Annotated in this window: 18 protein-coding genes; 4 read left to right on the top strand and 14 right to left on the bottom strand. The window is 69.1% G+C overall.

What is annotated here, in order from left to right:
• Position 1: 1 nt before the first annotated feature.
• Genes ACWF82_RS03660 through ACWF82_RS03630 form a run of 7 tightly spaced genes read right to left on the bottom strand, consistent with a single transcriptional unit; the run spans position 2 to position 8,709 of the window.
• Positions 2–670 (bottom strand): cupin domain-containing protein, encoded by a 669-nt coding sequence (locus ACWF82_RS03660; RefSeq protein ID WP_452497616.1) that lies wholly within the window; start codon positions 668–670, stop codon positions 2–4.
• Positions 667–2,820 (bottom strand): MMPL family transporter, encoded by a 2,154-nt coding sequence (locus tag ACWF82_RS03655; protein ID WP_452497614.1) that lies wholly within the window; start codon positions 2,818–2,820, stop codon positions 667–669. The genes ACWF82_RS03660 and ACWF82_RS03655 overlap by 4 nt, the downstream gene beginning before the upstream one ends.
• Positions 2,817–4,022, bottom strand: coding sequence for a peptide synthetase (locus tag ACWF82_RS03650; RefSeq protein WP_452497613.1), 1,206 nt, complete (start codon positions 4,020–4,022; stop codon positions 2,817–2,819). The genes ACWF82_RS03655 and ACWF82_RS03650 overlap by 4 nt, the downstream gene beginning before the upstream one ends.
• 25 nt (positions 4,023–4,047) lie before the next feature.
• Complete coding sequence (locus ACWF82_RS03645; protein WP_452497611.1) at positions 4,048–5,091, bottom strand: NAD-dependent epimerase/dehydratase family protein; 1,044 nt, start codon at positions 5,089–5,091, stop codon at positions 4,048–4,050.
• Complete coding sequence (locus ACWF82_RS03640) at positions 5,088–6,749, bottom strand: fatty acid CoA ligase family protein (RefSeq protein ID WP_452497609.1); 1,662 nt, start codon at positions 6,747–6,749, stop codon at positions 5,088–5,090. The genes ACWF82_RS03645 and ACWF82_RS03640 overlap by 4 nt, the downstream gene beginning before the upstream one ends.
• Complete coding sequence (locus tag ACWF82_RS03635; RefSeq protein WP_452497607.1) at positions 6,746–7,651, bottom strand: hypothetical protein; 906 nt, start codon at positions 7,649–7,651, stop codon at positions 6,746–6,748. Before ACWF82_RS03635 ends, ACWF82_RS03640 begins: the two co-directional genes overlap by 4 nt.
• Before the next feature lie 8 nt (positions 7,652–7,659).
• Positions 7,660–8,709: a 3-oxoacyl-ACP synthase III family protein gene (locus tag ACWF82_RS03630; RefSeq protein ID WP_452497605.1), complete on the bottom strand. Its 1,050-nt coding sequence runs from the start codon at positions 8,707–8,709 to the stop codon at positions 7,660–7,662.
• A gap of 761 nt (positions 8,710–9,470) precedes the next feature.
• Here ACWF82_RS03630 and ACWF82_RS03625 point away from each other — a divergent pair.
• The 3 genes from ACWF82_RS03625 to ACWF82_RS03615 all read left to right on the top strand — a co-directional run bounded on the left by ACWF82_RS03625 (position 9,471) and on the right by ACWF82_RS03615 (position 12,003).
• Positions 9,471–9,902: a DUF779 domain-containing protein gene (locus ACWF82_RS03625; RefSeq protein ID WP_452497603.1), complete on the top strand. Its 432-nt coding sequence runs from the start codon at positions 9,471–9,473 to the stop codon at positions 9,900–9,902.
• Between the two features lie 239 nt (positions 9,903–10,141).
• Positions 10,142–10,618 (top strand): hypothetical protein, encoded by a 477-nt coding sequence (locus tag ACWF82_RS03620; protein WP_452497602.1) that lies wholly within the window; start codon positions 10,142–10,144, stop codon positions 10,616–10,618.
• 149 nt (positions 10,619–10,767) lie between these two features.
• Positions 10,768–12,003, top strand: a complete 1,236-nt coding sequence (locus ACWF82_RS03615; RefSeq protein WP_452497600.1) for a cytochrome P450 family protein — start codon at positions 10,768–10,770, stop codon at positions 12,001–12,003.
• A gap of 39 nt (positions 12,004–12,042) precedes the next feature.
• Here the strand turns inward: ACWF82_RS03615 and ACWF82_RS03610 are convergent, their stop codons facing one another.
• The 5 genes from ACWF82_RS03610 to ACWF82_RS03590 all read right to left on the bottom strand — a co-directional run bounded on the left by ACWF82_RS03610 (position 12,043) and on the right by ACWF82_RS03590 (position 17,904).
• Positions 12,043–13,254 (bottom strand): cytochrome P450, encoded by a 1,212-nt coding sequence (locus tag ACWF82_RS03610; protein WP_452497719.1) that lies wholly within the window; start codon positions 13,252–13,254, stop codon positions 12,043–12,045.
• Between the two features lie 99 nt (positions 13,255–13,353).
• The gene (locus tag ACWF82_RS03605) at positions 13,354–13,773 is read right to left on the bottom strand and encodes a roadblock/LC7 domain-containing protein (protein ID WP_452497599.1); all 420 of its coding nucleotides are present in this window, start codon (positions 13,771–13,773) and stop codon (positions 13,354–13,356) included.
• Complete coding sequence (locus ACWF82_RS03600; RefSeq protein ID WP_452497598.1) at positions 13,770–15,191, bottom strand: ATP-binding protein; 1,422 nt, start codon at positions 15,189–15,191, stop codon at positions 13,770–13,772. Before ACWF82_RS03600 ends, ACWF82_RS03605 begins: the two co-directional genes overlap by 4 nt.
• A gap of 235 nt (positions 15,192–15,426) precedes the next feature.
• Entirely contained in the window at positions 15,427–17,151 is a 1,725-nt protein-coding gene (locus ACWF82_RS03595; RefSeq protein ID WP_452497597.1) for a GMC oxidoreductase, read from the bottom strand.
• Positions 17,152–17,277: 126 nt separating this feature from the next.
• Positions 17,278–17,904: a TetR/AcrR family transcriptional regulator gene (locus ACWF82_RS03590; RefSeq protein ID WP_452497595.1), complete on the bottom strand. Its 627-nt coding sequence runs from the start codon at positions 17,902–17,904 to the stop codon at positions 17,278–17,280.
• Between the two features lie 108 nt (positions 17,905–18,012).
• On the opposite strand from ACWF82_RS03590, the gene ACWF82_RS03585 reads away from it, so the two are divergent.
• Complete coding sequence (locus ACWF82_RS03585) at positions 18,013–19,932, top strand: acyl-CoA dehydrogenase family protein (RefSeq protein WP_452497593.1); 1,920 nt, start codon at positions 18,013–18,015, stop codon at positions 19,930–19,932.
• 132 nt (positions 19,933–20,064) lie between these two features.
• Here the strand turns inward: ACWF82_RS03585 and ACWF82_RS03580 are convergent, their stop codons facing one another.
• Entirely contained in the window at positions 20,065–21,285 is a 1,221-nt protein-coding gene (locus ACWF82_RS03580) for a diguanylate cyclase domain-containing protein (RefSeq protein ID WP_452497592.1), read from the bottom strand.
• Between the two features lie 93 nt (positions 21,286–21,378).
• Positions 21,379–22,791 (bottom strand): phytoene desaturase family protein, encoded by a 1,413-nt coding sequence (locus ACWF82_RS03575; RefSeq protein WP_452497590.1) that lies wholly within the window; start codon positions 22,789–22,791, stop codon positions 21,379–21,381.
• Positions 22,792–22,800: the final 9 nt, after the last annotated feature.

The raw sequence follows: 22,800 nt of genomic DNA, 5'->3' as shown, positions 1-22,800 counted from the left end.
CTCAGCTGCGGAAGTCCGCGAAGTCGAAGCCCGGTGCGACAACACAACTCACCAGGACCTCGTCGTCACCGCTCGGTTTCGCGGCCTGCCAATGGCCAGCGGGAACCACGTACTGCACCCGGTGACCGGTTTCGATCAGCGGGCCGAGCGTCACCTGCTCCACGGCGTCCGGTGCCTCGCCGTCCCCACCCAGGCTGAGCTCGAGCGGCCCGCCGCGATGCCACATCCATACCTCGTCGGAACGCACCGCGTGCCAGATCGACTGCTCGCCGGGCGGGAGGAGGAAGAGAATCCCCGTGGCGGCCGCCCGCACGCCCGGATAGCCGTCGGGGGTGAAATCGTGGGCGGTACGCCAGGTTTCGCGGTACCAGCCGCCTTCGGGATGCGGCAGCAGGTCGAGCGTCGCGGCGGTCGCAGGCCGGTGCAGCAGCTGCGTGTGCAGGCCCGCGGGCCCACGCCGGGCCCAGCGAACGTCCGCGACGGCATCGACGGGGACGTCCTCGGCGTTCGGCGAGATCGCGCTCGTGGTGAGTGCCAGGACCTGCGCGACGCCGGGCAGAGCGTCGGCGGCGAGCAGTGCCGTCTCGTCGTCGTCGGCGAGAACCGCGGTGTCGTCGATCCGTAGCCGGTCACGGGTCGACTGCCACCGCTCGAGTGTTGTCACGATCATCGGCGCGCTCCTTCTGCTGTTCGGTCGAGTGCCGCCTCCATGGTGCTCTCCTCGGTCGACCGAAGCGCGGTGGCGTCCGAGCTGTCGAGCGCGCGGAAGGGCAACCACCAGTTGGCGGGGCCCATCAGCTGGACCAGGGCCGGGACCAGCAGCATGCGGACCAGGGTCGCGTCCAGGATCAGGGCGATGATCATGCCGAGACCGAGGAAGCGCATCGGGGTGAGCGGGGACAGGGCGAAGGCGCCGGTGACGAGGATGAGCAGGACGGCCGCGGCGGTGATGACGCGTGCTGTCTTGACGGTGCCGACGCGGACGGCGGTGGCGGTGTCGGCGCCGGCGCGGTGGGCCTCGGCCATGCGGGAGAGCAGGAACACCTCGTAGTCGGTGGACAGGCCGAACACGACCGCGATGATCAGGACCAGCATGCCCGCGGGGATCGGACCCGCGGTGATGCCGAGCGGATCGGCGAGGTGGCCGTGGTAGAAGATCATGGTCAGCACGCCGAAGGTGGCGGCCAGACTGAGGAATGCCATCGCGACGGCCTTGAGCGGCAACATGATCGAGCGGAAAGCCACGGTCAGCAGCAGCATGGTGGCCAGCACCATCATCGCGATCATCAGCGGCATCCGCTCGACCATCGAGTCGACGGTGTCGGCGGTCGCCGCGGTGTCGCCGCCCACCGCGAGGGAGGTGCCCGCCGGTGGTTCCAGTGCCCGGATGGCCCCGACGGTGGCGGTGGCGTCCTCGCTGCGGTCGGCGGCGGTGAGGAAGACGTGCGCGACGACGAAGTCGTCAGCGCGGCCCACCTGCAGCACATCCCGGACCCCGGTGATCGCGTCGACGTCGTCGAGTACCGCGGTGACCGCGCCCGACCGCGGCGGGGTGCCGTCGACGCCGCGGATCACCACGGTCGCGCCACTCGCCGCGGCGGGAAACTTCGCGGTGAGTTCCTCGACGGTGCGGCGCATCTCGCTGCCGGGCGGCAAGGCACGATGGTCGATGTCGCCGAGCTTGATCCCGGTGAGCGGCGCGGCCAGGACGAGCAGGATCGCGCCGACCACGACCGTCACGACGCCGGGTCGCCGCAGGACGCCGTCGACCACCCTGGTCCAGAAACGTTCGGTGCGGGTCGTCGGCTTGGCGCGACCGATGCGGGCGCCGAACAGTGCCAGCAGGGCGGGCAGGACCGTCAATGAGAGGCCGGCGGCCAGCGCGACCGCGGCGACGGAACCGATTCCCAGCGAACGCAATACCGCCTGCGGAAACACGAACGTGCCGGCGAACGCGCACATCAGCAGCAGCGCCGACAAGGCGACGGTACGCCCGGCGGTGGCGTAGGTGCGGGCGATGGCGGCGGGCACGTCGCGGCTCTCGGCGTACTCCTCGCGAAACCGGTTGACCAGGAACAAGCCGTAGTCGATGGCCATGCCGAGGCCGAGCAGCGACGCGATATTGACGGCGAAGGTGGTGACCTCGGTGGTCTCGGTGAGCAACCGGATGACACCGAGCGAACCGGCGACCGCGAGCACACCGACCAGCACGGGCAGCGCGCCGGCCAGCACGCCACCGAAGACCAGCACCAGGATCAGCAGCGTCAACGGCAGCGAAATCGACTCCGCCACAACGAGATCACGCTGCGAGCGCTCGACGATCTCGGAGTTGAGCGCGCTGTACCCCGACAGCCGGGTGTCGATACCCGGCACCCGCAACGCCTCGGCGATCGACGGGTAGGCGGCGAGGCGCGCGGTGTCGTCACCGGCGGTGAACACCACGGCCACGGCTTGGCGCCGATCATCCGAGACCAGGAAGTTCCGCACGGGCGGGACGGCGGTCCAATAGCTCTGGACCGGCCGGGCCAGCAGCGCCGGATCGATCCGCTCCAGCGCCGCACCGACCCGCGGGCCGATCTCGTCGACAGTGTTCCCCTCCGGCACGGTGTACAGCGCGACCACATCGGGACTCTGCGGTCCGAGATGCTCGGTGACCACCCGGTCCACCAGGGCCGACTCGCTGCCCTGATCGGTGAACCCGCCCGCGCTGAGCCGCTGGGTGACGTCGGCGCCGAACGCCGCGCACAACCCGATGAACACCACGACAGCGGCCAGCACCGTGCGCGGACGAGCGATGACGAGACGAGCCAGTGCGGTCACAGCGGCCGGTCCACCGAATCCCGCACGGCGAACTCGGATTCGAGCATCGCCACGATCCGGTCCAGCAGTGCGTCCAGTCGCGCCTCGACCCCCTCGCCGTTGCGCGCCGACACCGTCAGGTCGGTCTTGCCGTCGAACTCGGTGAGCCCGAACAACAGTGGCATCGCGACGCTGTGCTGGGGAAGCACATACAGCCCGGTGGGCTGGAAGCCGGGCACGGCCAGCTCCTCGGCGGTGAACCGGCCCATGTGCGACACGGTGGCCGACGCCAGGTTCCGGCCGAATCGCGCGCCGAGCCAGTTCGTCGTATGCAGGACACCACGATTGACGACATCGGGCACGAGCGTGATCCGGGTATTGGCCAGCTGGTTCAGCTCGCGCCGCTCGTGCAGGCCGGTCTTGATCTGCTCCTTGATCTGCGTCCAGTCCCGGCCGGGTTCGATGTCGAGGAACAGCGGCAGGGCGAGATTGGCGGTCGAGCGCAGCTCCGGATCGTGTCTGCGCAGGTCGACCGGCATCATGATGCGCGAAGTCCCCGGTGTCTCGGCCGCGAGCAGCGCGCAGACCCGGGCCAGCGCACCCGGGCCCGCCGCGTTGATACTCCTGTGCCGCAACAGATGCCGGGCCACACCCCGCCGCTGCCTGCCCGCGCCGACCGCGCTGCGATAGCGCGGCACCATCGCCGCGGGCTTGCCCGGTGCTCCGACCCGCGACACGAGTTCCTGATCGGCGATCGGGTCCGGCTGCGGGATCGGCTCCTCGCCACGCAGTGCGAGGAGCACGTTCCGCACCCACAGCACCATGCCCATGCCGTCCATCACGCCGTGGAAGACCCGGAACACCAGCGTCACCGGGGCGCCGGTCAGCAGCAGCACCTCGACGGTCGTGTCCGGTGCAGGCCCGATCCGGCTGGTGAGCACGGGATCGGTCTCGAGCGCTGGCGCGCGCAGCACGTGCCCGCGCACCACCCGCACCGCGGGGGTGGTGCCGCTGTCGACCCATTCCGCGCCGCGGCGCACCAGACGCGCGCCGGGGGTCACCGCCGCGGCGGCGGCCACCGCCCGGCCGAGCCGAGCGGGGTCGATCTCACCGGCGCCGGGGATGACCAGTTGCATCAGGAACGGCGGCGCGAGATCGCGCATGGGGAAGTACATGCGTTCCGTCGTCGTGATCGGTCGGCGGAAGGTGGTGCTGCCGTTCATGATTGCCTCCGGAATCGTGCGGTGACTAGCGCAGGTGCCTGGTGAGCGTTTCCACGCCGCCGGCGGCGTCGAGCCAGGTGAGGAACTCGGACAGCCCGGTGTCGCGGTCCGTGACCGGCACGTAGCCGAGATCGCGGTGGGCAGCGCCGGTGTCGTAGGTGGCGCTGCGCGTCATCAGGGCGACGGCGTAGCGCGACAGCGGCGGCGACCAGCGCTGCGCCACGGCCGGTATCCGCCATACGGTCTCGATGGCCGCGACCACGGCGGCGAGGACCCGGGGGTTCGGGCGGCGCGACGGCGGCGCATAGCCCAGCCGGGTCGCCACCTCGCCGAGAAAGCCCCACACATCGGTCTTCTCGGCGTCGGCGATGAAATAGGGCTTGCCGCCCGCGGTGTCCGCGGTGACGGCGAGCCGGCACGCGTGCACGATGTTGTCGACGTGGCACAGCGAGGCCTCGACCGTGCGGCCGTACGACAGATCGGGCAGCGAACCCGCCGCGGTCCGGCCGAGCAGCCGCACGATCGGACCAGAACGGTCGCCCGCGCCCCAGATCGCCCGTGGTCGCAGCGCGAGGGTGGTGAACCCGTCGGTGTTCGCGGCGAGCACGGCACGTTCGGCGGCGGCCTTGGTCTCGGAGTAGAAGTTCAGATAGCGGCGCGGATACGGCAGCGATTCGTCGATGTCGAGCTGATCGCCGCCGTCGCGGTCCATCAGCGCACTGGGACTGGACACGAAGACGAACCGGGTGGCGCCGCTACCACGGGCCGCGGCGAGCAGCAGCTCGGTGGCCGCCACGTTCTCCGCCCAGAACCGAGCCCGGGTACCGCGCTCGTCGACCCGCGCCGCACTGTGGATCACGACATCCATGCCCTCGACCGCACGCACCAGCGACGCCGGGTCGGCCAGATCGCCGTACACGACCGTGACGCGCTCCAGCGCCGAGCCGAGATCGTCGAGAACGCTGGTGGGCCGCACCAGGATCGACACATCGTGCGCGCCGTCGGCGACCAGCGCGCGCACGACCGCGCCGCCGAGGAATCCGGACGCACCGGTGACCAGAATCTTCATCGTCGCCCTTCCAGACGCTTGGCGGCCCACTGGGCGAGTTGTTCGCGGCCGATCTTGGCGTTGTGCCGGATATCGACGGGGAACCGGGGATGCACCAGGAACTCGCTGATCGGCTCCACGGTCTCGAATTCCACGGCGCGCGTGCGCAATCGGGTCTGCACCGCGCTCGGATCGGCGCCTGGTTCGAGCTCGACACACAGCACCGGCCGTTGCGCACCGCGCGCGCCGACACCGACGAGTGCCGTCCGTGCCACCCCGGGCACCACGTTGAACACCTGCTCGACCTGCACGGTGAACATCGGCCCGCGCGCGGTCTCGAGCCGCTGACTCTTGCGTCCGCAGAACCAGATCCGGCCCTGCTCGTCGATCCAGCCGAGGTCGCCGGTGCGATGCCAGGTGCGCTCGCCGTCGGCGATCTTGCCCGCCGCGTTCGCCGCGGCGGGCCAGTAGTAGCGGGTACTGACATTCGGGCCCGTCACGACGATCTCACCCACCTCGCGCCGACCGGCGGGACGATCCGCGCCGTCCCAGGTCGCGACGGGGTCGTCGGTGATCGCGAGCAACCGCACCTCGACGCGATCGGCCGGACGGCCGATACACGTCCCGTCACCCTGATGCGCCCGCTCGACCAGACCATCGAGCAGTTCCCTGGATTCGATCGTCGACATCGGCAGGGCCTCGGTCGACCCGTATCCCGCGTAGATCTGCGCGTCGGGGCTCAGCACCTCGCGCAAGCCCGCCACGCACCAGTCCGGCACCGGCGCTCCGCCGGAGAAGACACTGGCCAGCGTGCTCAGCTCGGCAGGCCGCGCCCGCAGATGCGCGAGCAACGGAATGAGCAGGGCGGGGGAGGCGAACAGGGTGCGGACGCCGAACCGTTCGATCGCGTCCACCACATGCGCCGGATCGGTCGAGCCGACCTTGCTGGGAATCAACGGCGGGAGCACACACCGCGATCCGAGCAGCAGATCGAGCACACCGACCAGCGGCAGGGTGATCAGCGACGTCTCCGGCGGGGTGTTCCCCCTGGCGGCGTGCACCTGCTCGACCATGGCGGCCAGATTGCCGTGCGTGAGCTCCACCGCCTTGGCCGGACCGGTGCTGCCGGTGGTGAATCCGATGATCAGCACGTCCCCTGGCGCGGCGGGCGAGCGCTCCGGCAGCGTGCCCGACGGTCGCCGTCCCCACGCGCGCAGGGTAGGACCACGCCAGAACCAGCGCCGTCCGACCGTGAGCGTGGTGCGCACGCCGCGGAAACTGCGCGCGAACAGTACCCGCAGGGCATGCGCCTGCGGGATCCCGATGAACGCCTCCGCCTCGACCGCGCGCAGGCAGTGCACCATGCGGCGCACTCCCATCCCCGGGTCGATCACCACCGGCACCGCGCCGATCTTCAACAGCGCGAACAGGATCGCGTACAGCTCCGCACTGGGCAGCACGAGCACGATGGTCCGTGTCCCGCTGCTCACCCCCGATCGGAGGAGCTGCTGGGCGATCGCGTCCGACCACTGGTCGAGTTCACCGTAGGTGATCCGGCGGTAGTCGGGCAGACCGGCGGGTGTCTGCCCGTCGGGGTAGATCACCGCCGCCCGGTCCGGTTCCGCGGCGGCGAAGCGCCGGAAATCGTCGATGGTCTGCCAGTAGGTCGCCGTCGTCACGCGGCGGTCTCCGCGGGGAGGCGGTAGAGCGCGGCGGCCGCCGACGGTCCGGCGCCCGCGGCCACGAACAGCACGTGGGTGTAGCCGGTCAGCGAGTGCTCGGCGATCGCGCGGTCGTAGGCAAGGGGCAGCGAGGCGGTGTGCGGGTCGCCGTCGGTCAGGTCGGGTGCGCGCACCGCGTCCTGGTCGATGCCGAGGGCGTCGGCCAGCCGCTTCGGGAAGTGCGGGGTGGGAGTCGAGGCGATCAATGCCAGGCTCGCACGGTCGGTCCCGGCCTCCTCGAGTGCGGCGCGTGCCGCCTTGCTCGCCACTTCCAGGATCCGGTCTTCGAAATCGGCGTCGCGCTCGACGGTCATCAGGCCGCGCCCGACCGTGCCCATGGTCGCGGTGTCGACGTAGGCCTTCTCGGCGGGACTGCCCGTCGACCTCGCCGAGTGCACCGGCCCGAAGCCTTCCGGACCGTCGACCTGCTCGAGCAGCAGCGCGGCACCGGCGGTGGCGTAGGGGAATTCGGCATCGGCTGTGCCGCGGGTGAGCGACGGGTGGGTGTCGCCCGCGACGATCAGCACGTGCCCGGTGCTCCCGGTCGCCAGCACCGAACCGGCGACCCGGACGGCGTCGAGCACGCCGACCGCGCCGTTCATCAGGTCGAAGGAGAACGTCCGCGCATCGTCGCGGGTGTAGTCGAGCCCGATGCCCGCCGCCTTCTGGATCAGCGCGGAGACAGCCGGTTCCACCGTGTTCGAGTCACGGAAGATGCCCGTATTGATGAGCACGCCCACCTGGTCGGGCCGGATACCGGCCCGCTCCAGGCACTGCCGCGCCGCGCGGCCACTGTGCTCGACGATGCTGTGGGTGTCGGCAGCCCTGTCGGCGCCGGTGGCTTGGATACGCACGCCCATGACGAACCTCAGACCTTCAGCGAAGAGATGGTGGTGGACAGGAAGCCGGCGACCACGCCCGAAGCGGCGGGCACCATGAGCAATTTCGCCCCTGCTTCGATGCTCTGCTCGGACAGCTGATCGTGCAGCACGATGAAATGCGAAGTGGTCGAGGTATTTCCGTACTTCTCGATCACATTCAGATCCGGCGGCATGGGCGCGCCGAACTCGCGCGCCGCAACGCCGTTCATGAACGGCACGGCCGCTGCGCCGAACTGGTGATGAATGATGTAGTCGAAGCTCTCGTCGGCGAAGCTGCGACCCTGCTCCTCGAGGAACGCGCCCTGTGCGTCCGGCCACAGCAGGAACCTGGCCTCGTTGTGCATCTTGCGGTTGTCGGTGTAGAGCGCGACGCCCGCCGACTTGTCGCTGGGCATGCCGAGGCACAGATGCGAATGCTCTGCCGCGGTGAACAATTCGACGTAGTGGATCATGTCGGCCTCGTCGACGGCCTGGTCGAGCACGACCGCGCAGCCGGAGTCGCCCACCGACAGCGACGCGAACTGCAGGTCGTACTTCTCCGAGATCTCGTTCACCGCGGTGTCGGCGATCGGGGTGATCGACTCACCGCTGACGACCATGCCGTTGCGCACCACGCCCGCGCGGATCATCCGGTCGAGAATGTAGGTGCCGGTGAGCATTCCGGCGCACGCGTTCGACACGTCGAAGGTGATCGCCGCGTCGGCGCCGAGCGCCTGCGCGATCGTCGAGGCGAAGGAGGGCTCCATGTACATCCGGGTGCCCTGGTTGCTGCGGGTGATCGAGCAGGAGATGATCACATCCAATTCGCCTGCGCCGTAACGAGACCGGGACAGGCAATCCTGCGCGGCCTGCATCGCCAGTGCGAACGAATCCTCGATGCTGTCCGGTCGCGTGTCACGCACGCGGCGTTCTTTGATCCCGGTGATCTTCTCGAGGTCGAACGAGGGTGGCACTTTCAGACGGGAAATCAATTCCGCGGTCGAAACGATATTCGACGGAAGATATGCGCCGATCGATTCAAAACGTGAATGCAACACGGGAACTCCTGAACGTCTGTGAGTGCGCCTGGGATCATTTCCGACGGTCGGTGCTACGGAACATTACCGGAGAGTAAGCGTTGTCCCGGAAACGATCTGAGCGGTCTGCGGCGGGTCGGTTGTCCCGTAAACACGTATATGTGACCGAAAGTCACATTTGGTCGGCAATCTCGGGGTTCTGGGCTGCGTACACGAATTATTCGCTGCTTTACGGCGTACGGCTATGCAGTGGCTATCGGCACCGGATGGCATGCCCTCGAGGTCGCGTGCCGGGCGATCGAGGGTTCGGCGTGAGGGACCTCACGTCAGTGCGCTCGGCAGAATATGTGGCGCAGACCGCTCAGTTTGTCTCGTGCGCAAAAGTGTCGGCGCGAAGTTTGTCGCACGAGGAAAGACGGTGTCCGCGTCGGTGCCGCCGAGTTTCGGTCGGTCGGCACCTCGGCAGTGGGTGTAGCCTCGGCCGCATTGCCCATCGGACCCGTGCTCGGCTGTCCGGCTCCGGGTTCGCGCCACCGATCGCGAAGGAGGCGCCGGACGACTCCGCCGCTGCGCGGGCATGTCGACGGTGGCTCAGCTGCCGGCCGAGCGGTTGCCCCGGTCGGTGCACGTACGCGGTGATCTGTTCCGGCGCATGGTGATCAACGGACGCGACGATTCGTCATCACTTCGCAAGATTCGACGGGCACCAACCCTGGACCAACCTTGCGCACCCATAGTGTCTGGCGAACCCGACAACCGTCGAGAACTTTGCAAGGAGCACCATGCCCTACCAAGCCGGGTCCGGACACCGTGATCGCCATCCGCTCGTGCACACGCCGAACCACCGCCACCGCGCGGTCGACACTTCCGAAGACGCCCGCCACGTCCTGCAACTGCTGACCGTGATGCACGGCCCGGTCGTCCTCTACCTGCCGTCCGACTCCGATGGGCACACCCCGATCTGTGTGCGCCGCAGCGATTTCCACGCCGATTCCGGCGACGTCCTCGCCGGTCAAACGGCAGGACCCACCGAATTCTGGATGGCGGGCCACTTCCACGTCGGCCTCGAGGACATCGACGTCAGCATCGATGTCCACAGCGCTCCCGGGTCCGATCGGCGCACACCGTCGCTGGAAACCGCCTGTGGTTTCCGCTTCGCGCTGCGCATCCACGCCGCCGTCGATGCGGTCGGTCTCGTCGAGGAGGCGTCCTAGTCGTAGGCCGATCGTCGGGGGGTGTCGGTGGGTGTGGTTAACCTGCCGGAATGGTCGGAGTGGATACCGCGTTGCGGCGATTGACGCGAGAGGCGGGAAAGCTACTGGCGCCCTATGGCTTTCAGGGTTCGGAGGCCAGGTGGGCGCGCGTGGCACCGGGAGGGGTGGCGTCGGTCGGCCGTAGCCGGACCGTGCGTACGTGGACGGACGGGCAGCAAGTGGTCCGTTTCGGGTTGGAAGTGAGTGCTACACCGACGGGTTGGTGGGAGTTCTGTGCCTGGCGCGATGCGCGGCTCGGCCGCCCACCCGCGACGCTCGATGAGGCGACCGGCCCCGGGCTGATCGATGCGCGCGGCCTGCCTGCCGAGCTCACCGAATGGTGGTCCCTGCGCGTCGATCCCGCGCTCGAGGGGCAGCAGGCCCTGCAGGCCGATGTCGAACTGATTCGCGCCGAGCTGCCGCGGCGGGTGCACGCGTACGCGCGCCGGGCCCTGCGGCTGCTCGAACCCGACTGCTACCTGGACGAGCTGCTGGCCGATCCGGACCCCGGAATCGCCACCAGGGCGGCGATCGTCGTCCTGCTCGCCGACCACGGACCCGGACCGCGGCTGGAAGATGCGCTCGCGCAGCTGCATCGGTGCCTGGAGCGACACGGCGGTGCCGTCGGTGCCGCGAACGCCCTTGCCTACGTGCGAGATCGGGCATCCGTGGCCTGACCGATCGGTGATCCGGACTGCCGGACTCGCTGCGATGGACAACGACGACCGGTAGCATCGCTGACCGGATCGGAAGATTTAGTCCAGCAGTATGTTTCGATGCGATCGCCTGCATTGGGGTCCGGGAAACACCGGTGATCGAGAGGTTCATGGTGGAATCGGTAACGAGTCGGTTGGTAATCGATACGACGGGGGAGGACATCCAGGGCGAAATCACACGCATCAGGGAGCAGGGTCCCGCAGCTCTGGTCGAGCTGCCCGGTGGCGTGGAGGCGTGGTCGATCACCGACACCGCGCTGCTGGAGAAGCTGCTGACCGATCCGCGGGTGTCCAAGGACGCCAGCCAGCATTGGCCGAGGTTCGTCGCGGGCGAGATCCCCGCCGACTGGCCGCTGTTCCTGTGGGTGGCGGTGGCGAACATGTTCACCGCGTACGGCCCCGATCACCGGCGACTACGCCGCCTGGTGGCGCCCGCGTTCACCGCGCGCCGCACCGAGGCCATGCGTGAGCAGGTCGAGCGGATCACCACCGACCTGCTCGACGAGCTGGCGCGGACGGCGCCGGGCGAGGCTGTCGATCTGCGCGAGCATTTCGCGTATCCGCTGCCGATCCAGGTGATCTCGGAGCTGATGGGCGTCCCCGAGTCGCTCAACCCCGGCCTGCGCACGTGTGTCGACGGCATCTTCGACACCACGCTCACCCCGGAGCAGTCCCAGGCCAACTACATGGAGATGTACCGGATCCTCGGTGAACTGGTGGCCCTGCGCCGCGAGCAGCCCGGTGACGACATGACCAGCCTGCTCGTCGCCCAGCGCGACGACGACGAGGACGGTCAGCTCACCGAGGAAGAACTGGTCGGCACCCTGCTGCTGGTCATCTCCGCGGGACACGAGACCACCGTCAACCTCCTCGACCAGGCGATCACCGCGCTGCTCACCCACCCCGATGTCCTCGCCGAGGTCCGTTCGGGTGCGATCACCTGGGCGGATGTGGTCGAGGAGTCGCTGCGGTACGAGTCCCCGGTCGCGCACCTGCCGTTGCGGTTCGCGGTGTCCGACATCGAGATCGACGGTGTCCGCATCGCCCAGGGCGAGGCGATCCTGGCGAGCTACGCGGGCGCGGGCCGTGACCCGAAGCGCCACGGCGAGACCGCCGACGAGTTCGATCCCACCCGGGCCGACAAGTCCCACATGGCTTTCGGCTACGGCGCGCACCACTGCCTCGGTGCGCCGCTGGCGCGGCTGGAAGCGCTGGTCTCGCTGCCCGCGCTGTTCGAGCGGTTCCCGCGGATGAGTCTGGCTGCTCCGGTCGATGAGCTGGGCACGGTGCCCAGCTTCATCTCCAACGGTCACCGTCACCTGCCGGTGCGCATCCACGGCGAGTAGCCGTCGAGCGGTCCCTGCTCGGTGTGAGCAGGGACCGTCTCACCGCATCGACAGCGGGGGCGTCTTCGGGAACTGGACCGGCAGCCCTGCCAGTGCCCGGTGGAAAGGCCCCGGGCGCCACACCAATTCGTGCTCCGGCACCGCCAGCTCGAGTTCGGGCAGCGCGTCGAGCAGCTGATCGATCGCCTCCTGCGCGATCAGGTACGCGGGGGACTTGGCCGGGCAGCCGTGCGGGCCGGTGCTCCACGCCAGATGTGCCCGGTTGTCCAGGAAGTCACCGGTGCCGATCGCCGGATCGTTGTTGCACGCGGCCATGCTGATGACGACCGGCTGATGGGCGGGCAGCCACACGTCGTCGACGAGGATCGGCTGACGCGGGTAGGTGGTGCAGAAGTTGGCCATCGGCGGATCGGTGTAGAGCACCTCGTCGAGCGCGTCGCGGGTGGACAGGCTGCCACCGAGCAGGCTGCCCGCGAATCGCTGATCGGTGAGCATCAGCCGGATCGTGTTTAGGACCAGATTGAGCATCGGCTCGATCCCGGCGCCGTACATGGTCAGCAGCTGGTTCATCAGCTCTTCGTCGTTGAGCTGTTGCGGATGCTGGACCAGCCGGGTGGTGATGTCGTCGCCCGGCGCGGACTGCTTGAGCCGGACCAGGTCGTAGAGGGCGTCCTCGAGCATCTGCGCGCCCTGGACCGCGGTGTCGCCGCCCTCGAACATCTGTGCCATCCCGGTGGCGACCCGCCCGCCGATCTCCTCGGGCACACCGAGCATGGCGTTGATCGTCGCGAAGATGACGGGAAAGGCGTACTGGCTCAGCAGATCCGCGGTTCCGTCGGTGCAGAACGCGTTGATCACCGGCATCGCGATCTGCTCCACCGTGCGGTGCAGCCGGTACAGATCCACGCCGGCCAGACCGGCGACGGTGACCTGGCGGTACCGGACATGCTCGGTGCCGCTGGTCCGAATGGCGTTGGGGCGGTAGCACATCATCGGCAGCACGGGGCAGTCCGCGGGAATGTCGCGCTGCCACATCCGCGGGTCGGCGGGGAAGTGGTCGGGATCGTTGAGGATCTGCACCGCCGTGCGGTAGCCGATCACCAGGGTGGCGGGGACACCGGGCACGAGGTCGACCGGAACCAGCGAGCCGTAGCGATGCCGCATGGCGCGGTAGGCGCTCTGCGGGTCGGCGGCGAATTCCTCCGAGTACAGCGGTACCCGGTCCTGGCCGCCGCGTGAGTCCGGCGACACCGGGTCCCGGGTGGGATCAGGGTAGAGCGATGCTTCGAGTTGCACAGCGTGTTGTCCTCTCGGTGGAACAAGATCGTCGGCGGAACCCCCCAGCGGACTTCAGGACGGTGATCGCTCACCGCGTCTCGGCGCCGTCCCCAGTTCACGCCCCACCCGCGCCGCCAGCTCGTTCATGCGGTGGGCGACCAGGGCGAGGTCGACCTCGCTGCTCGTCGCGACACCGAGCTGGGTGCCCGCGCCCGCGGCGGTGATCAGGATCATGCCGTCGTCGTATTCGGTCATGTTCTGGCGCACCGGGTTTCCCGGGCCGCCGCAGAACTCGCCGAGCGCCTTGCCCAGCGACCGCAGACCCGACGCGGCGGCCGCGAACCGCTCGGCCTCGTCACGGGTGATCCCGGCCGAGTGCGCGACGCGTAACCCGTCGTCGGACAGCAGGACCGAGAAGCGGACGCCGTCGAGTTCGAGATCGTCGAGTAACCACGCCAGGCGGTTGGTGCTGTCTGCGATCGGCATGCTCATCGGATGTCCTGACCTTCCGTCGATTGCTCGGCCGCGGCGCGGCCGTGTCGGGAACCGCTGTGCCAGGCGGCAACGAGTTCGGGCCTGCCCGGCGTCTCCGCGGTGTTCGCGCGGTCGTCGAGCGGGGCGACCGCGCGGCGCCTGCGCTTGGGGAGTCCGCCGGTGGTTCTGGCGTAGTCGTCGGCCTCCGGTTCGGGTGCCTTCGCGGCGGGCACGACGGCGGGCGGCCGGTGCTTCCCGGTGGTCACGGAGTCTTCCGTCGCGACGGAAACGGGTCTGCGCGCGGCGGGTTCGGGGACGTCGAAGTCGATCCGGCGCACGTCGGCGGCGCTGACCAGCAGGGCGGCGGGGATGAAGACCATCGCTCTGGTGCCGCCGTAGATATTGGGTCCGTCGACATAGGCGGCGAAGCCGTAGCGGCGGGCGAGCGCGGCGACGCCGGGGAAACCGACCCGGGGCGACGGACCGAGCGAGTTGATGTCGACGGTGCGCTCGCCCGACAGCACCTGCCGGGCTTCCTCCATCTGTTCCTGGCTCATCCGCACGCCCGCGTCGTCGATGATCAGGGTGACGCCGTGATGGCCCTCCTGGAAGGTGATGTCGACGAACGACGACGGCGGCGAATAGCGCAGCGCGTTGTCGAGCAGCGTCGCCACGGTGTGCACCAGCGGCTCGACCGCCCTGGCGACGATGACCTGATCGCAGTTGCCCGCCCGGATCCGCAGATAGTCGCGCACCCGGCTGGTGGCGCCACCGATCACCTCGGTCACGCTCTGCTGCGGCCAGCGCCTGCCGGGCAGACCACCGGAGACGATGACATAGGACTGCGCCTGCCGGATCATCTGCTGCACGGTGTGGTCGATGCGGCTCAGGACCGCGTAGACCTCGTCGTTGCGATTCTCCCGCAACGCGTTGCTGACCACCTGGCCGACATCGGCGCCGAGACTGACCACCGTGGTGCCGAACGCGCGGACGGCGCTGTTGGTCGCCGCGCGCGCGTCGGCGGCGACCTGGGCCCGCGCCGCGGCCTCCGCCGTCTCGACCTGCGCCGTGGTCCGTTCCTCGGCCAGTCGCTCGACGGCGACGGCGGTCTCGTGTTGCACCTGGCGCATGTCCTCGGCGTGCGCGACCGCGATCCTGGCCAGCTTCTGCGCGAAGGTCGAATCCTGCAACAGGGCAGGCACTTCGGCCGTGACCACCGGCTCGCTGTGCTGGCGGACGGCGTCGGTGATCCTCGGCAAGGTCAGTTCGACGAGCCGCGTCATCGACTCCTCGTGGGCATAGAGCTCACGCTCTGCCACGTCGAGGCGAGTGCGGACCCGGCGCTCGTTACGCAGCGCGAGAACCGCTACCGTCACCGCTCCCAGCAACACCAGAGTTGCGATACCGAACAAGAACACCGCGAGTGTCGGAGTCATCGGTTCCTTTGTCGTCACCGACCGAAGAGCCCAGGTGGCCGGAACCTCGCCGGGCCGTCCGGCGAGCCGCGTCGCCGACGTTCGCTGTTCGAGGTGGCTGTACCGCTGCACCATTCGATACGAACAAGGGTGAGACGGATCCTGCCCGATCTCGCCTACCCTGTGCTTCCGGCGATCCCGCACACCCTAGCAGTGCTTTGTTCGGCTCCCGAAATGTGTTGGTGGGAGCAGGTATTCACCTGGCCGGCCAGAGGGGAAGTCGCAGCGCAGCGGGGGCGGCGGCGGGCACGACGGGATGTCCGGGCGCGACCGGTGCGATGCGCCGGTAGGTGTCGCCGATCGGCGGCCGCGGGTCGGCGTCACCGTTGTTCGGCCACAGCGAGGCAGCGCGTTCGGCTTGCGCGGCGATCGTGAGCGAGGGATTGACACCGAGATTCGCCGAGATCGCCGACCCGTCGACGATGCTGAGGGTGGGATAGCCGTGTACCCGGTGGAACGGATCGATGACGCCGGAGCGCGCGTCCGTCCCGATCACGCACCCGCCGATGAAGTGCGCGGTGACGGGGACGTTGAACACGTCGGGCCAGGTGCTGCCCGGTGTGGCGCCGAGCTTCTCCGCGACGCGGCGGGTGGCCTCGTGGCCTGCCGGAATCCAGGACGGGTTCGGTTCGCCGTAGCCCTGCTTGCTGGTGAAGCGGCGGCCGAACAGACCGCGACGGGTGTAGGTGGTGATCGAGTTGTCCAGGCTCTGCATCACCAGCAGGATCAGGGTCCGCTCACTCCAGCGGCCGGTGCGCAGCAGCCGCGGCGTCAGAATCGGGTGCCGCAGCGCGGTGAGCAGCACGCGGGCCCACCGCGGGAGCCGGTGGCCGCCGTCGACGAGGTAGGTCTGCAGCAGCCCCATGGCGTTGGAGCCCTTGCCGTAGCGCACCGGCTCGATGTGGGTGTCCGCGGTGGGATGGAACGACGAGGTGATCGCCACGCCCGCGGTGAGGTCGCGCTCCGGATCGACGGTGGTGCGCCCGGCACCGAGGATGGCCTCGGAATTCGTGCGGGTCAGCACGCCCAGCCGGTCCGACAAGCCGGGCAGCACCGCGGTGTCGCGCATGCGGAACAGCAGATTCTGGGTGCCCCAGGTGCCCGCGGCCAGGACCACCTGCCGCGCCGAGATGGTGGCGCGGCGCTTACGCAACCAGGCGCCGGTCCGTTGCGTGTCGACCACCCAGCTGCCGTCCGGTCGCGGCCGGATCGCGGTGACCGTCGTCATCGGAAGGACCTGCGCGCCCGCGCTTTCCGCCAAGCCGAGGTAGTTCTTGACCAGGGTGTTCTTCGCGCCGTGCCGGCATCCCGTCATGCATTCCCCGCACTCGATGCAGCCGGCGCGATCAGGCCCTGCCCCACCGAAATAGGGGTCGGCGACGGTCCGTCCCGGCTCGCCGAAGTAGACACCGACCGGTGTCGGCACGAACGTCTCACCGACGCCCATCTCCTCGGCCACCGACCGGATGACGGTATCGGCCGGTGTCAGACGGGGATTGGTGACGACACCGAGCATCCGCCGGGCCTGGTCGTAGTGCGGGGTGAGCTCGGCCTCCCAGTCGGTGATATCGGCCCATTGCTTGTCGCCGAAGAACGCCGATCCCGGTTTGTACAAGGTGTTGGCGTAATTGAGTGAACCACCGCCGACTCCAGCTCCGGCCAGAATGAAACAATCGCGCAGGCGGTGGATGCGCTGGATTCCGAAACAGCCGAGCCGGGGCGCCCACAGATACCGGCGCATATCCCAGTTCGTCGTGGCGAAATCGGCGTCCGCGAACCGGCGGCCCGCCTCGACGACACCGACCCGGTAGCCCTTTTCCACCAGGCGCAGTGCGGTGACGCTGCCCCCGAATCCGGAGCCGACGATCAGCACATCGAAATCGAACCGGTGATCAGGATCGTCGGCGATCTGTTCCAACACCGTCCAGACACTAGGACCGATGCCTGCACCGGATCGGATGGTCACCGGGAGTTGGCCGAATTCACCATGAGCGCCGCATCCGGGCTGTCACAGACAACAGTTCTGCGGTCCTCGGCTGCGGGAGTATCAGGCCGCGCGCATCGCCCGGTAGACAGCCGAACCGACAAAGGCGCCGAGCGTGTCGGGGTCCCACTCGGACTCGTCGGCGAACATGGTTCGCACCGCGCCTTCACCCGCCGAGACCCACAGCTCGACGAGGGCGGGGAGTTTGCGCTCGGCATCCTCGACGCCCCAGGCGTGCAGGGTCGGCCGTAGCAGTTCGGTGCAGCGCGCGACGGCCAGGATGCGGCCACGCCCGAAGGAACCGGCGACCGCGGGGTCGGGGTTGCCGTACAGCAGCCGCCACGCGGACGGCCTGCTCGCCGCCTTGTGCAGCAGCGCGCGGAAGCCCTCGACGAACACCGTCTCGTCGGCGTCGGTCGTGCGCGGCGGCAGCACATCGAGGACACCGGAAGTGATGAAGGCCTCCTCGCGCTCGATCAGCGCGTCGATCAGCTGGACCCGATCGGGGAAGCAGGAATAGACGACGGGCCTGGTCACCGCCATGTGCTCGGCGATCGCGCCCATGGTCACCGCGGCGATGCCTTCCTCGGCCGCGATGGCCAGCGCCGCGTCGAGGACCTGCGGGCGTCTGCGCTCCGGACCCAGATGCGCCGCCCGTTCTCGCCGCCGCACGGCCGAATCGCTACCCATCCGTCCACGATAGCAACTACGAACCACTTTCTACATCTATGTAGAAAAATGCTACATTGATGAATGAATCTGTCCGGCGTCGCTGGACGCACGCACGAGGAGCCGACGATGTCCCAGCTGTTCAACCCGAAGAACTGCGATTTCGCCCAGTTCGACCCCGAGACCCGCAGGCTGCTGCGCGCGGTCGTCGACTGGTTCGAGGCCAGGGGCAAGGCCCGGCTGCTCCAGGACGACAAGGAGCAGGTCTGGCCCGCGGACTTCCTGGACTTCGTGAAGCGGGAGCGCCTGTTCGCGACGTTTCTCACCCCGGCGGCCGAGGCCGACGGCGATCCGAACAAGCGCTGGGACACCGGCCGCAACGCGATGCTCAGCCAGATCTTCGGCTTCTACGGCATGACCTACTGGTACGTCTGGCAGGTCACCATCCTCGGTCTCGGCCCGGTCTGGCAGAGCGGCAACGCCGCGGCCAAGAAGAAGGCTGCCGCGCAGCTCGATTCCGGCGAGATCTTCGCCTTCGGGCTCTCGGAGAAGGAGCACGGCGCCGACGTGTACTCCACCGACATGATCGTCGACCCGCAGCCCGACGGCGGGTACTCGGCTACCGGCGCCAAGCACTACATCGGCAACGGCAACCTGGCATCGATGGTGTCGGTGTTCGGCCGCCGCTCCGACAAGCCGATCATCGACAGCGCGAAGGCGCTGACCGGCAAGCCGACCGAAGCGGATTACGAGGGGTATCTGTTCTTCGTCGCCGACAGCCAGCACCCGGCGTACAAGCTGCACCGCAATGTGGTCAACAGCCAGATCTATGTCGCGGCCTTCGAGCTGGACAACTATCCGGTCGCCGAGGCCGACATCCTGCATCGCGGTGAGGACGCGTTCCACGCGGCGATGAACACCGTCAACGTCGGCAAGTTCAACCTCGGCTTCGGCGCCATCGGAGCCTGTGAGCACTCCTTCTACGAGGCGATCGACCACGCCGAGAACCGGATTCTGTTCGGGCACAAGGTGACCGAGTTCCCGCAGGTCCGCTCACTGATCGCCGACTCCTACGCGCGCATCGTCGCGATGAAGCTCTACAGCGAGCGCGCGATCGACTACATGCGCTCGGCCTCGCCGGAGGATCGTCGCTACCTGCTGTTCAACGCCATCGAGAAGATGTCGGTCACCCGGCAGGGGCAGCGCGTCATCGAGGATCTCGCCGACGTCATCGCCGCGCGCGGCTTCGAGAACGACATGTACTTCCCGGTCGCGATGACGGCGATGTTCGGCCTGCCGCGGCTCGAGGGCACCGTGCACGTGAACATGGCGCTGTCGCTGAAGTTCATGGCCAACTACATGTTCCACCCCGCCGACGCGGGACTGGCCGCGCTGCAGTCGATTCCCGGTGCCGCGGTGGCGCCCACCGGTGCCGCGCGGGCGGTCACCGGCGCGCTGAGCTGGTCGAGCCGCAAGCTGGCGCCGCGACTCGGGGCGGTCGTGAAGCCGCTGGGCGCCGAATTCGCCAGCGCGACTTACGCTCCGGTGCCGACGCGGCGCGACACCGCCGACGACGAGTTCCTGTTCCGGCAGGGTCCGAGCAGTGGTCTCGGGCGGATCCGGTTCGCGGACTGGCGGCCGGTGTTCGAGGATTTCCGTGACGTGCCGAACGTGTCGGTGTTCCTCGAGCAGGTGCTCGCCCTGCAGGGCCTGCTGGCCGCGGCGGCGCCGACGGCCGAGCAGCGCAAGGACGTCGACTTCCTCTTCGCGCTCGGCGAGCTGTTCACCGCGGTGCCCTATGCCCAGCTGATCCTGGAGCAGGCGCGCATCGACGGCACCGGCTCCGACGTGCTCGATCAGATCTTCGACGTGTTCGTGCGCACCTTCTCCGCGAACGCGGTGACCCTGCACAACAAGCCGACCGCAACGCCCGCGCAGCAGCGCCGGGCGCTCGATCTCGTCCGCCGTCCCGTGGTCGACGAGCGGCGTTTCGCTCGGGTACTCGACGAAGCGCGGTCGCTGGCCGGGGTCTACGAGATGAACGCCTAGGCGTCAGGAGCTCGGCCGCGAACGCGAATTATGTTGCTGTGCAACATTATTGGTAGTGTTCGCGGTGGTGGTGTGGCCGACGGATCCCGCAGACCTGTTGCGCCGCACCACCTCCCGAGCCTACGGCGCCGTTCAGGATCCGCGGCGCACCGGATCCCAGCGTCGCAGGATCCAGCGGTTCTTGCCGAGCGCCTTGGCGGCGTAGAGGCAGTTGTCGGCCGCGGTCAGCAGATCGCCCGGCGCGCCACCGGCGATCCGCGATATGACGGCGCCGAGGCTGATGGTGATCTCGATCTGGTGGTCGGCGACCAGGAAGGGCTCCTCGACGGCGGCCTGGAGCAGGTGCACGGTCTTCTCGACACGCTCCTCGTCGGCGGGCGGCGGGAGGACGGCGATGAACTCGTCGCCACCGATGCGCGCCAGCACGTCGGTCTCCGGATCGAGGCAGGCCTGCAGGCGGGCGGCGACCTCGATGAGCAGGCTGTCGCCGACGGTGTGACCGAAGGCGTCGTTGATGTCCTTGAAACCGTCCATGTCCAGCGCGCACACCGCGGCCAGGTCGTTCGGCCCGGCCTCGGTGATGAGGGTGTCGAGCTGGGTGAGCAGATGCCTGCGGTTGGGCAGCGCGGTGAGCGGGTCGTGGTGGGCCTGCCAGTGCAATCGCTCGGTCGTGGTGCGATGCTCGGTGGTGTCCTCGCCGAAGCCGAGCAGGTAGAGACCGCCGGAGGCGGAGACACAGCGCGTCACCGTCCACGAGGCCCAGCCCTTGGTGCCGTCCGGACGCACGTATTCGCTGTCGAGGCGGATGGTCCCGTTCTCGGAGCGTTCGAGCTCGCCGTGGACCTGTTCGCGGATGCTGTGGACATCGACGTCGTCGGCCAGTTCGAAGCCGGATCTGCCCTGTAGTTCGGCCAGGCTCTTGCCCGTGAGCCTTTCGAAGGCCGGGTTGGCGTTGATGATGTTGCCGTGGGCGTCGCCGATCGAGATGGCGATGGACGCGTGCCGGAACGCCGCTTCGAGCCCCTCGGTGGCCGGTGTCGCCGCCGCCAGCGCGCGGGCGAACCCGTGGCCGAAACCGCCCGCGACAACGCCGAACGCCGTCGTATCCGCACCCGCGTGCTCGCTCAGCTCCCGCAGAATCGGCATCGACCGGGCGATCACCACCGGATCGGTGCACCCGAGGCCGTAGACGGCGGCCCCGGCCTGCTCGGCGACGACGGGATCGGGCGCCCCGGTAGCCAGCGTCGCGAACAGCCGATCCGTCCAGGTGCCGAGCGTCGCCACGCGGTGATCCGGCAGCGCCGCACCCTCGGCCAGCTGCACCGCCCAGCGCGCGGCGAAGTCGCGGGACATGTCGGCAGACCACCTCCTGGCCGAGCGGCATCGACTACCAGCTACACGCCGGCAATCGAAACTACCACCAGAGGGGGCTCGGCTGGTGCGGGGTCAGCGCAATCGGCGCAGGGCCCGCTCGGCGGCGTTGGCGCCGCACATGCCGTGTGCGCCGGGGCCGGGTGGGGTGGCCGCTGAGCACAGGTAGTGGCCGGGGAGGCCGATGTCGTAGGGCTGCAAGGTCTTTCGGGGGCCGAAGATCAGCTGGGGGATGTCCTTGGCGCCGGTCATGATGTTGCCGCCGACGTAGTTGGGGTTGTAGTCGGCGAAGCCGGGGGTGGTGCGGGTGGTCAGGCCGACCACGCGGTCGCGGAAGCCGGGGGCGAAGCGCTCGAGCTGGGCGATGATCGCCTCGGTGGCGTCGCCGGTGTAGCCGTTCGGGACGTGCGCGTAGGTCCACACCGGGTGCACCGAGCCTGCCGAGCGCTGGGGGTCGGCGAGGTACTGCTGGCCGACCAGGACGAACGGGCGATCAGGCATCCGGCCCGCGTGGATGTCGCGTTCGCTCGCGGCGATCTCGGCGAACGAGCCGCCCAGATGCACGGTGCCCGCGCGGCGAGCCGCCTCGGCGGTCCACGGGACGCCGCCCTCGACCGCGAAGTCGACCTTGAAGGCGCCGGGGCCGTAGCGGAATCGCCCGTAGGCGCGGGCGATTCGGGCGGGGAGCCGGTCGCCGAAAATCTCGGCGACCGCGGTCGGCGCGACATCCCAGAGGGTGAGGTCCGAGGGTGGCAGGTCGGCGAGAGTGCGCACCCGGACGCCGGTTTCGATCTTTCCGCCGTGATCGGCCAGCGCCGCCGCCATGCTGTCGGCGATCTGCTGGGAACCGCCGACCGCGACCGCCCAGCCGTAGCGGTGTCCCGCGGTCAGGATGCCGAGCCCGACGCTGGCGCTCAACGGTCGTTCGAGCGGGTGGAACGCGTGCGCGGCGACACCACCGAACAGGGCGCGGCCCGGTTCGGTGCGGAAGGCGCGTGCCAGCAGGGCGGCGGGCGCGGTCGCGGGAATGCCGAAGCGCGCCAACCGGATCGGATGCCGCGGAATCCGCAGCAGCGGCCGCATGATGTCGGTGCCGGTCTGGTCGAAGCCCGCGACCGGACCCTCGAACAGGGTGCGCCACAACCGTTCGTCGGCGCCGAGGCCCGCGGCGGTCTCGGTGACCGAGCGGTGCAGTACACCGGCGGTGCCGTCGTCGAGCGGATGGACGCAGTCGAGTTGCGCCGACGCCCACCGCAATCCGTACCGTTCCAGATCGACGCGCCGCAGGAACGGCGACCCGACGGCCATCGGATGGATGGCCGAGCAGTGGTCGTGCAGCAGACCGGGCACGATCGCCTCGCTCGAGCGGGTGCCGCCACCGATCGTGTCGGCGGCCTCGAGCACCGTCACGTCCACGCCCGCCCCGGCCAGGGTGATGGCCGCGGCCAATCCGTTGGGGCCGCTGCCGACCACTGTCGCCGTTGTCATCGACTGGTC

This window comes from Nocardia sp. NPDC055053, from assembly GCF_053608285.1.
This window is presented reverse-complemented; position numbering and strand designations above follow the sequence as displayed.

Coding starts and splice junctions, on each gene's coding strand:
- ACWF82_RS03625 (WP_452497603.1), top strand. CDS start 9,471: ATGCCCTACCAAGCCGGGTCCGGACACCGTGATCGCCATCCGCTCGTG.
- ACWF82_RS03585 (WP_452497593.1), top strand. CDS start 18,013: ATGTCCCAGCTGTTCAACCCGAAGAACTGCGATTTCGCCCAGTTCGAC.
- ACWF82_RS03650 (WP_452497613.1), bottom strand. CDS start 4,022: ATGAACGGCAGCACCACCTTCCGCCGACCGATCACGACGACGGAACGC.
- ACWF82_RS03580 (WP_452497592.1), bottom strand. CDS start 21,285: ATGTCCCGCGACTTCGCCGCGCGCTGGGCGGTGCAGCTGGCCGAGGGT.
- ACWF82_RS03600 (WP_452497598.1), bottom strand. CDS start 15,191: ATGACTCCGACACTCGCGGTGTTCTTGTTCGGTATCGCAACTCTGGTG.
- ACWF82_RS03605 (WP_452497599.1), bottom strand. CDS start 13,773: ATGAGCATGCCGATCGCAGACAGCACCAACCGCCTGGCGTGGTTACTC.
- ACWF82_RS03660 (WP_452497616.1), bottom strand. CDS start 670: ATGATCGTGACAACACTCGAGCGGTGGCAGTCGACCCGTGACCGGCTA.
- ACWF82_RS03575 (WP_452497590.1), bottom strand. CDS start 22,791: ATGACAACGGCGACAGTGGTCGGCAGCGGCCCCAACGGATTGGCCGCG.
- ACWF82_RS03635 (WP_452497607.1), bottom strand. CDS start 7,651: ATGGGCGTGCGTATCCAAGCCACCGGCGCCGACAGGGCTGCCGACACC.
- ACWF82_RS03590 (WP_452497595.1), bottom strand. CDS start 17,904: ATGGGTAGCGATTCGGCCGTGCGGCGGCGAGAACGGGCGGCGCATCTG.
- ACWF82_RS03645 (WP_452497611.1), bottom strand. CDS start 5,091: ATGAAGATTCTGGTCACCGGTGCGTCCGGATTCCTCGGCGGCGCGGTC.
- ACWF82_RS03615 (WP_452497600.1), top strand. CDS start 10,768: ATGGTGGAATCGGTAACGAGTCGGTTGGTAATCGATACGACGGGGGAG.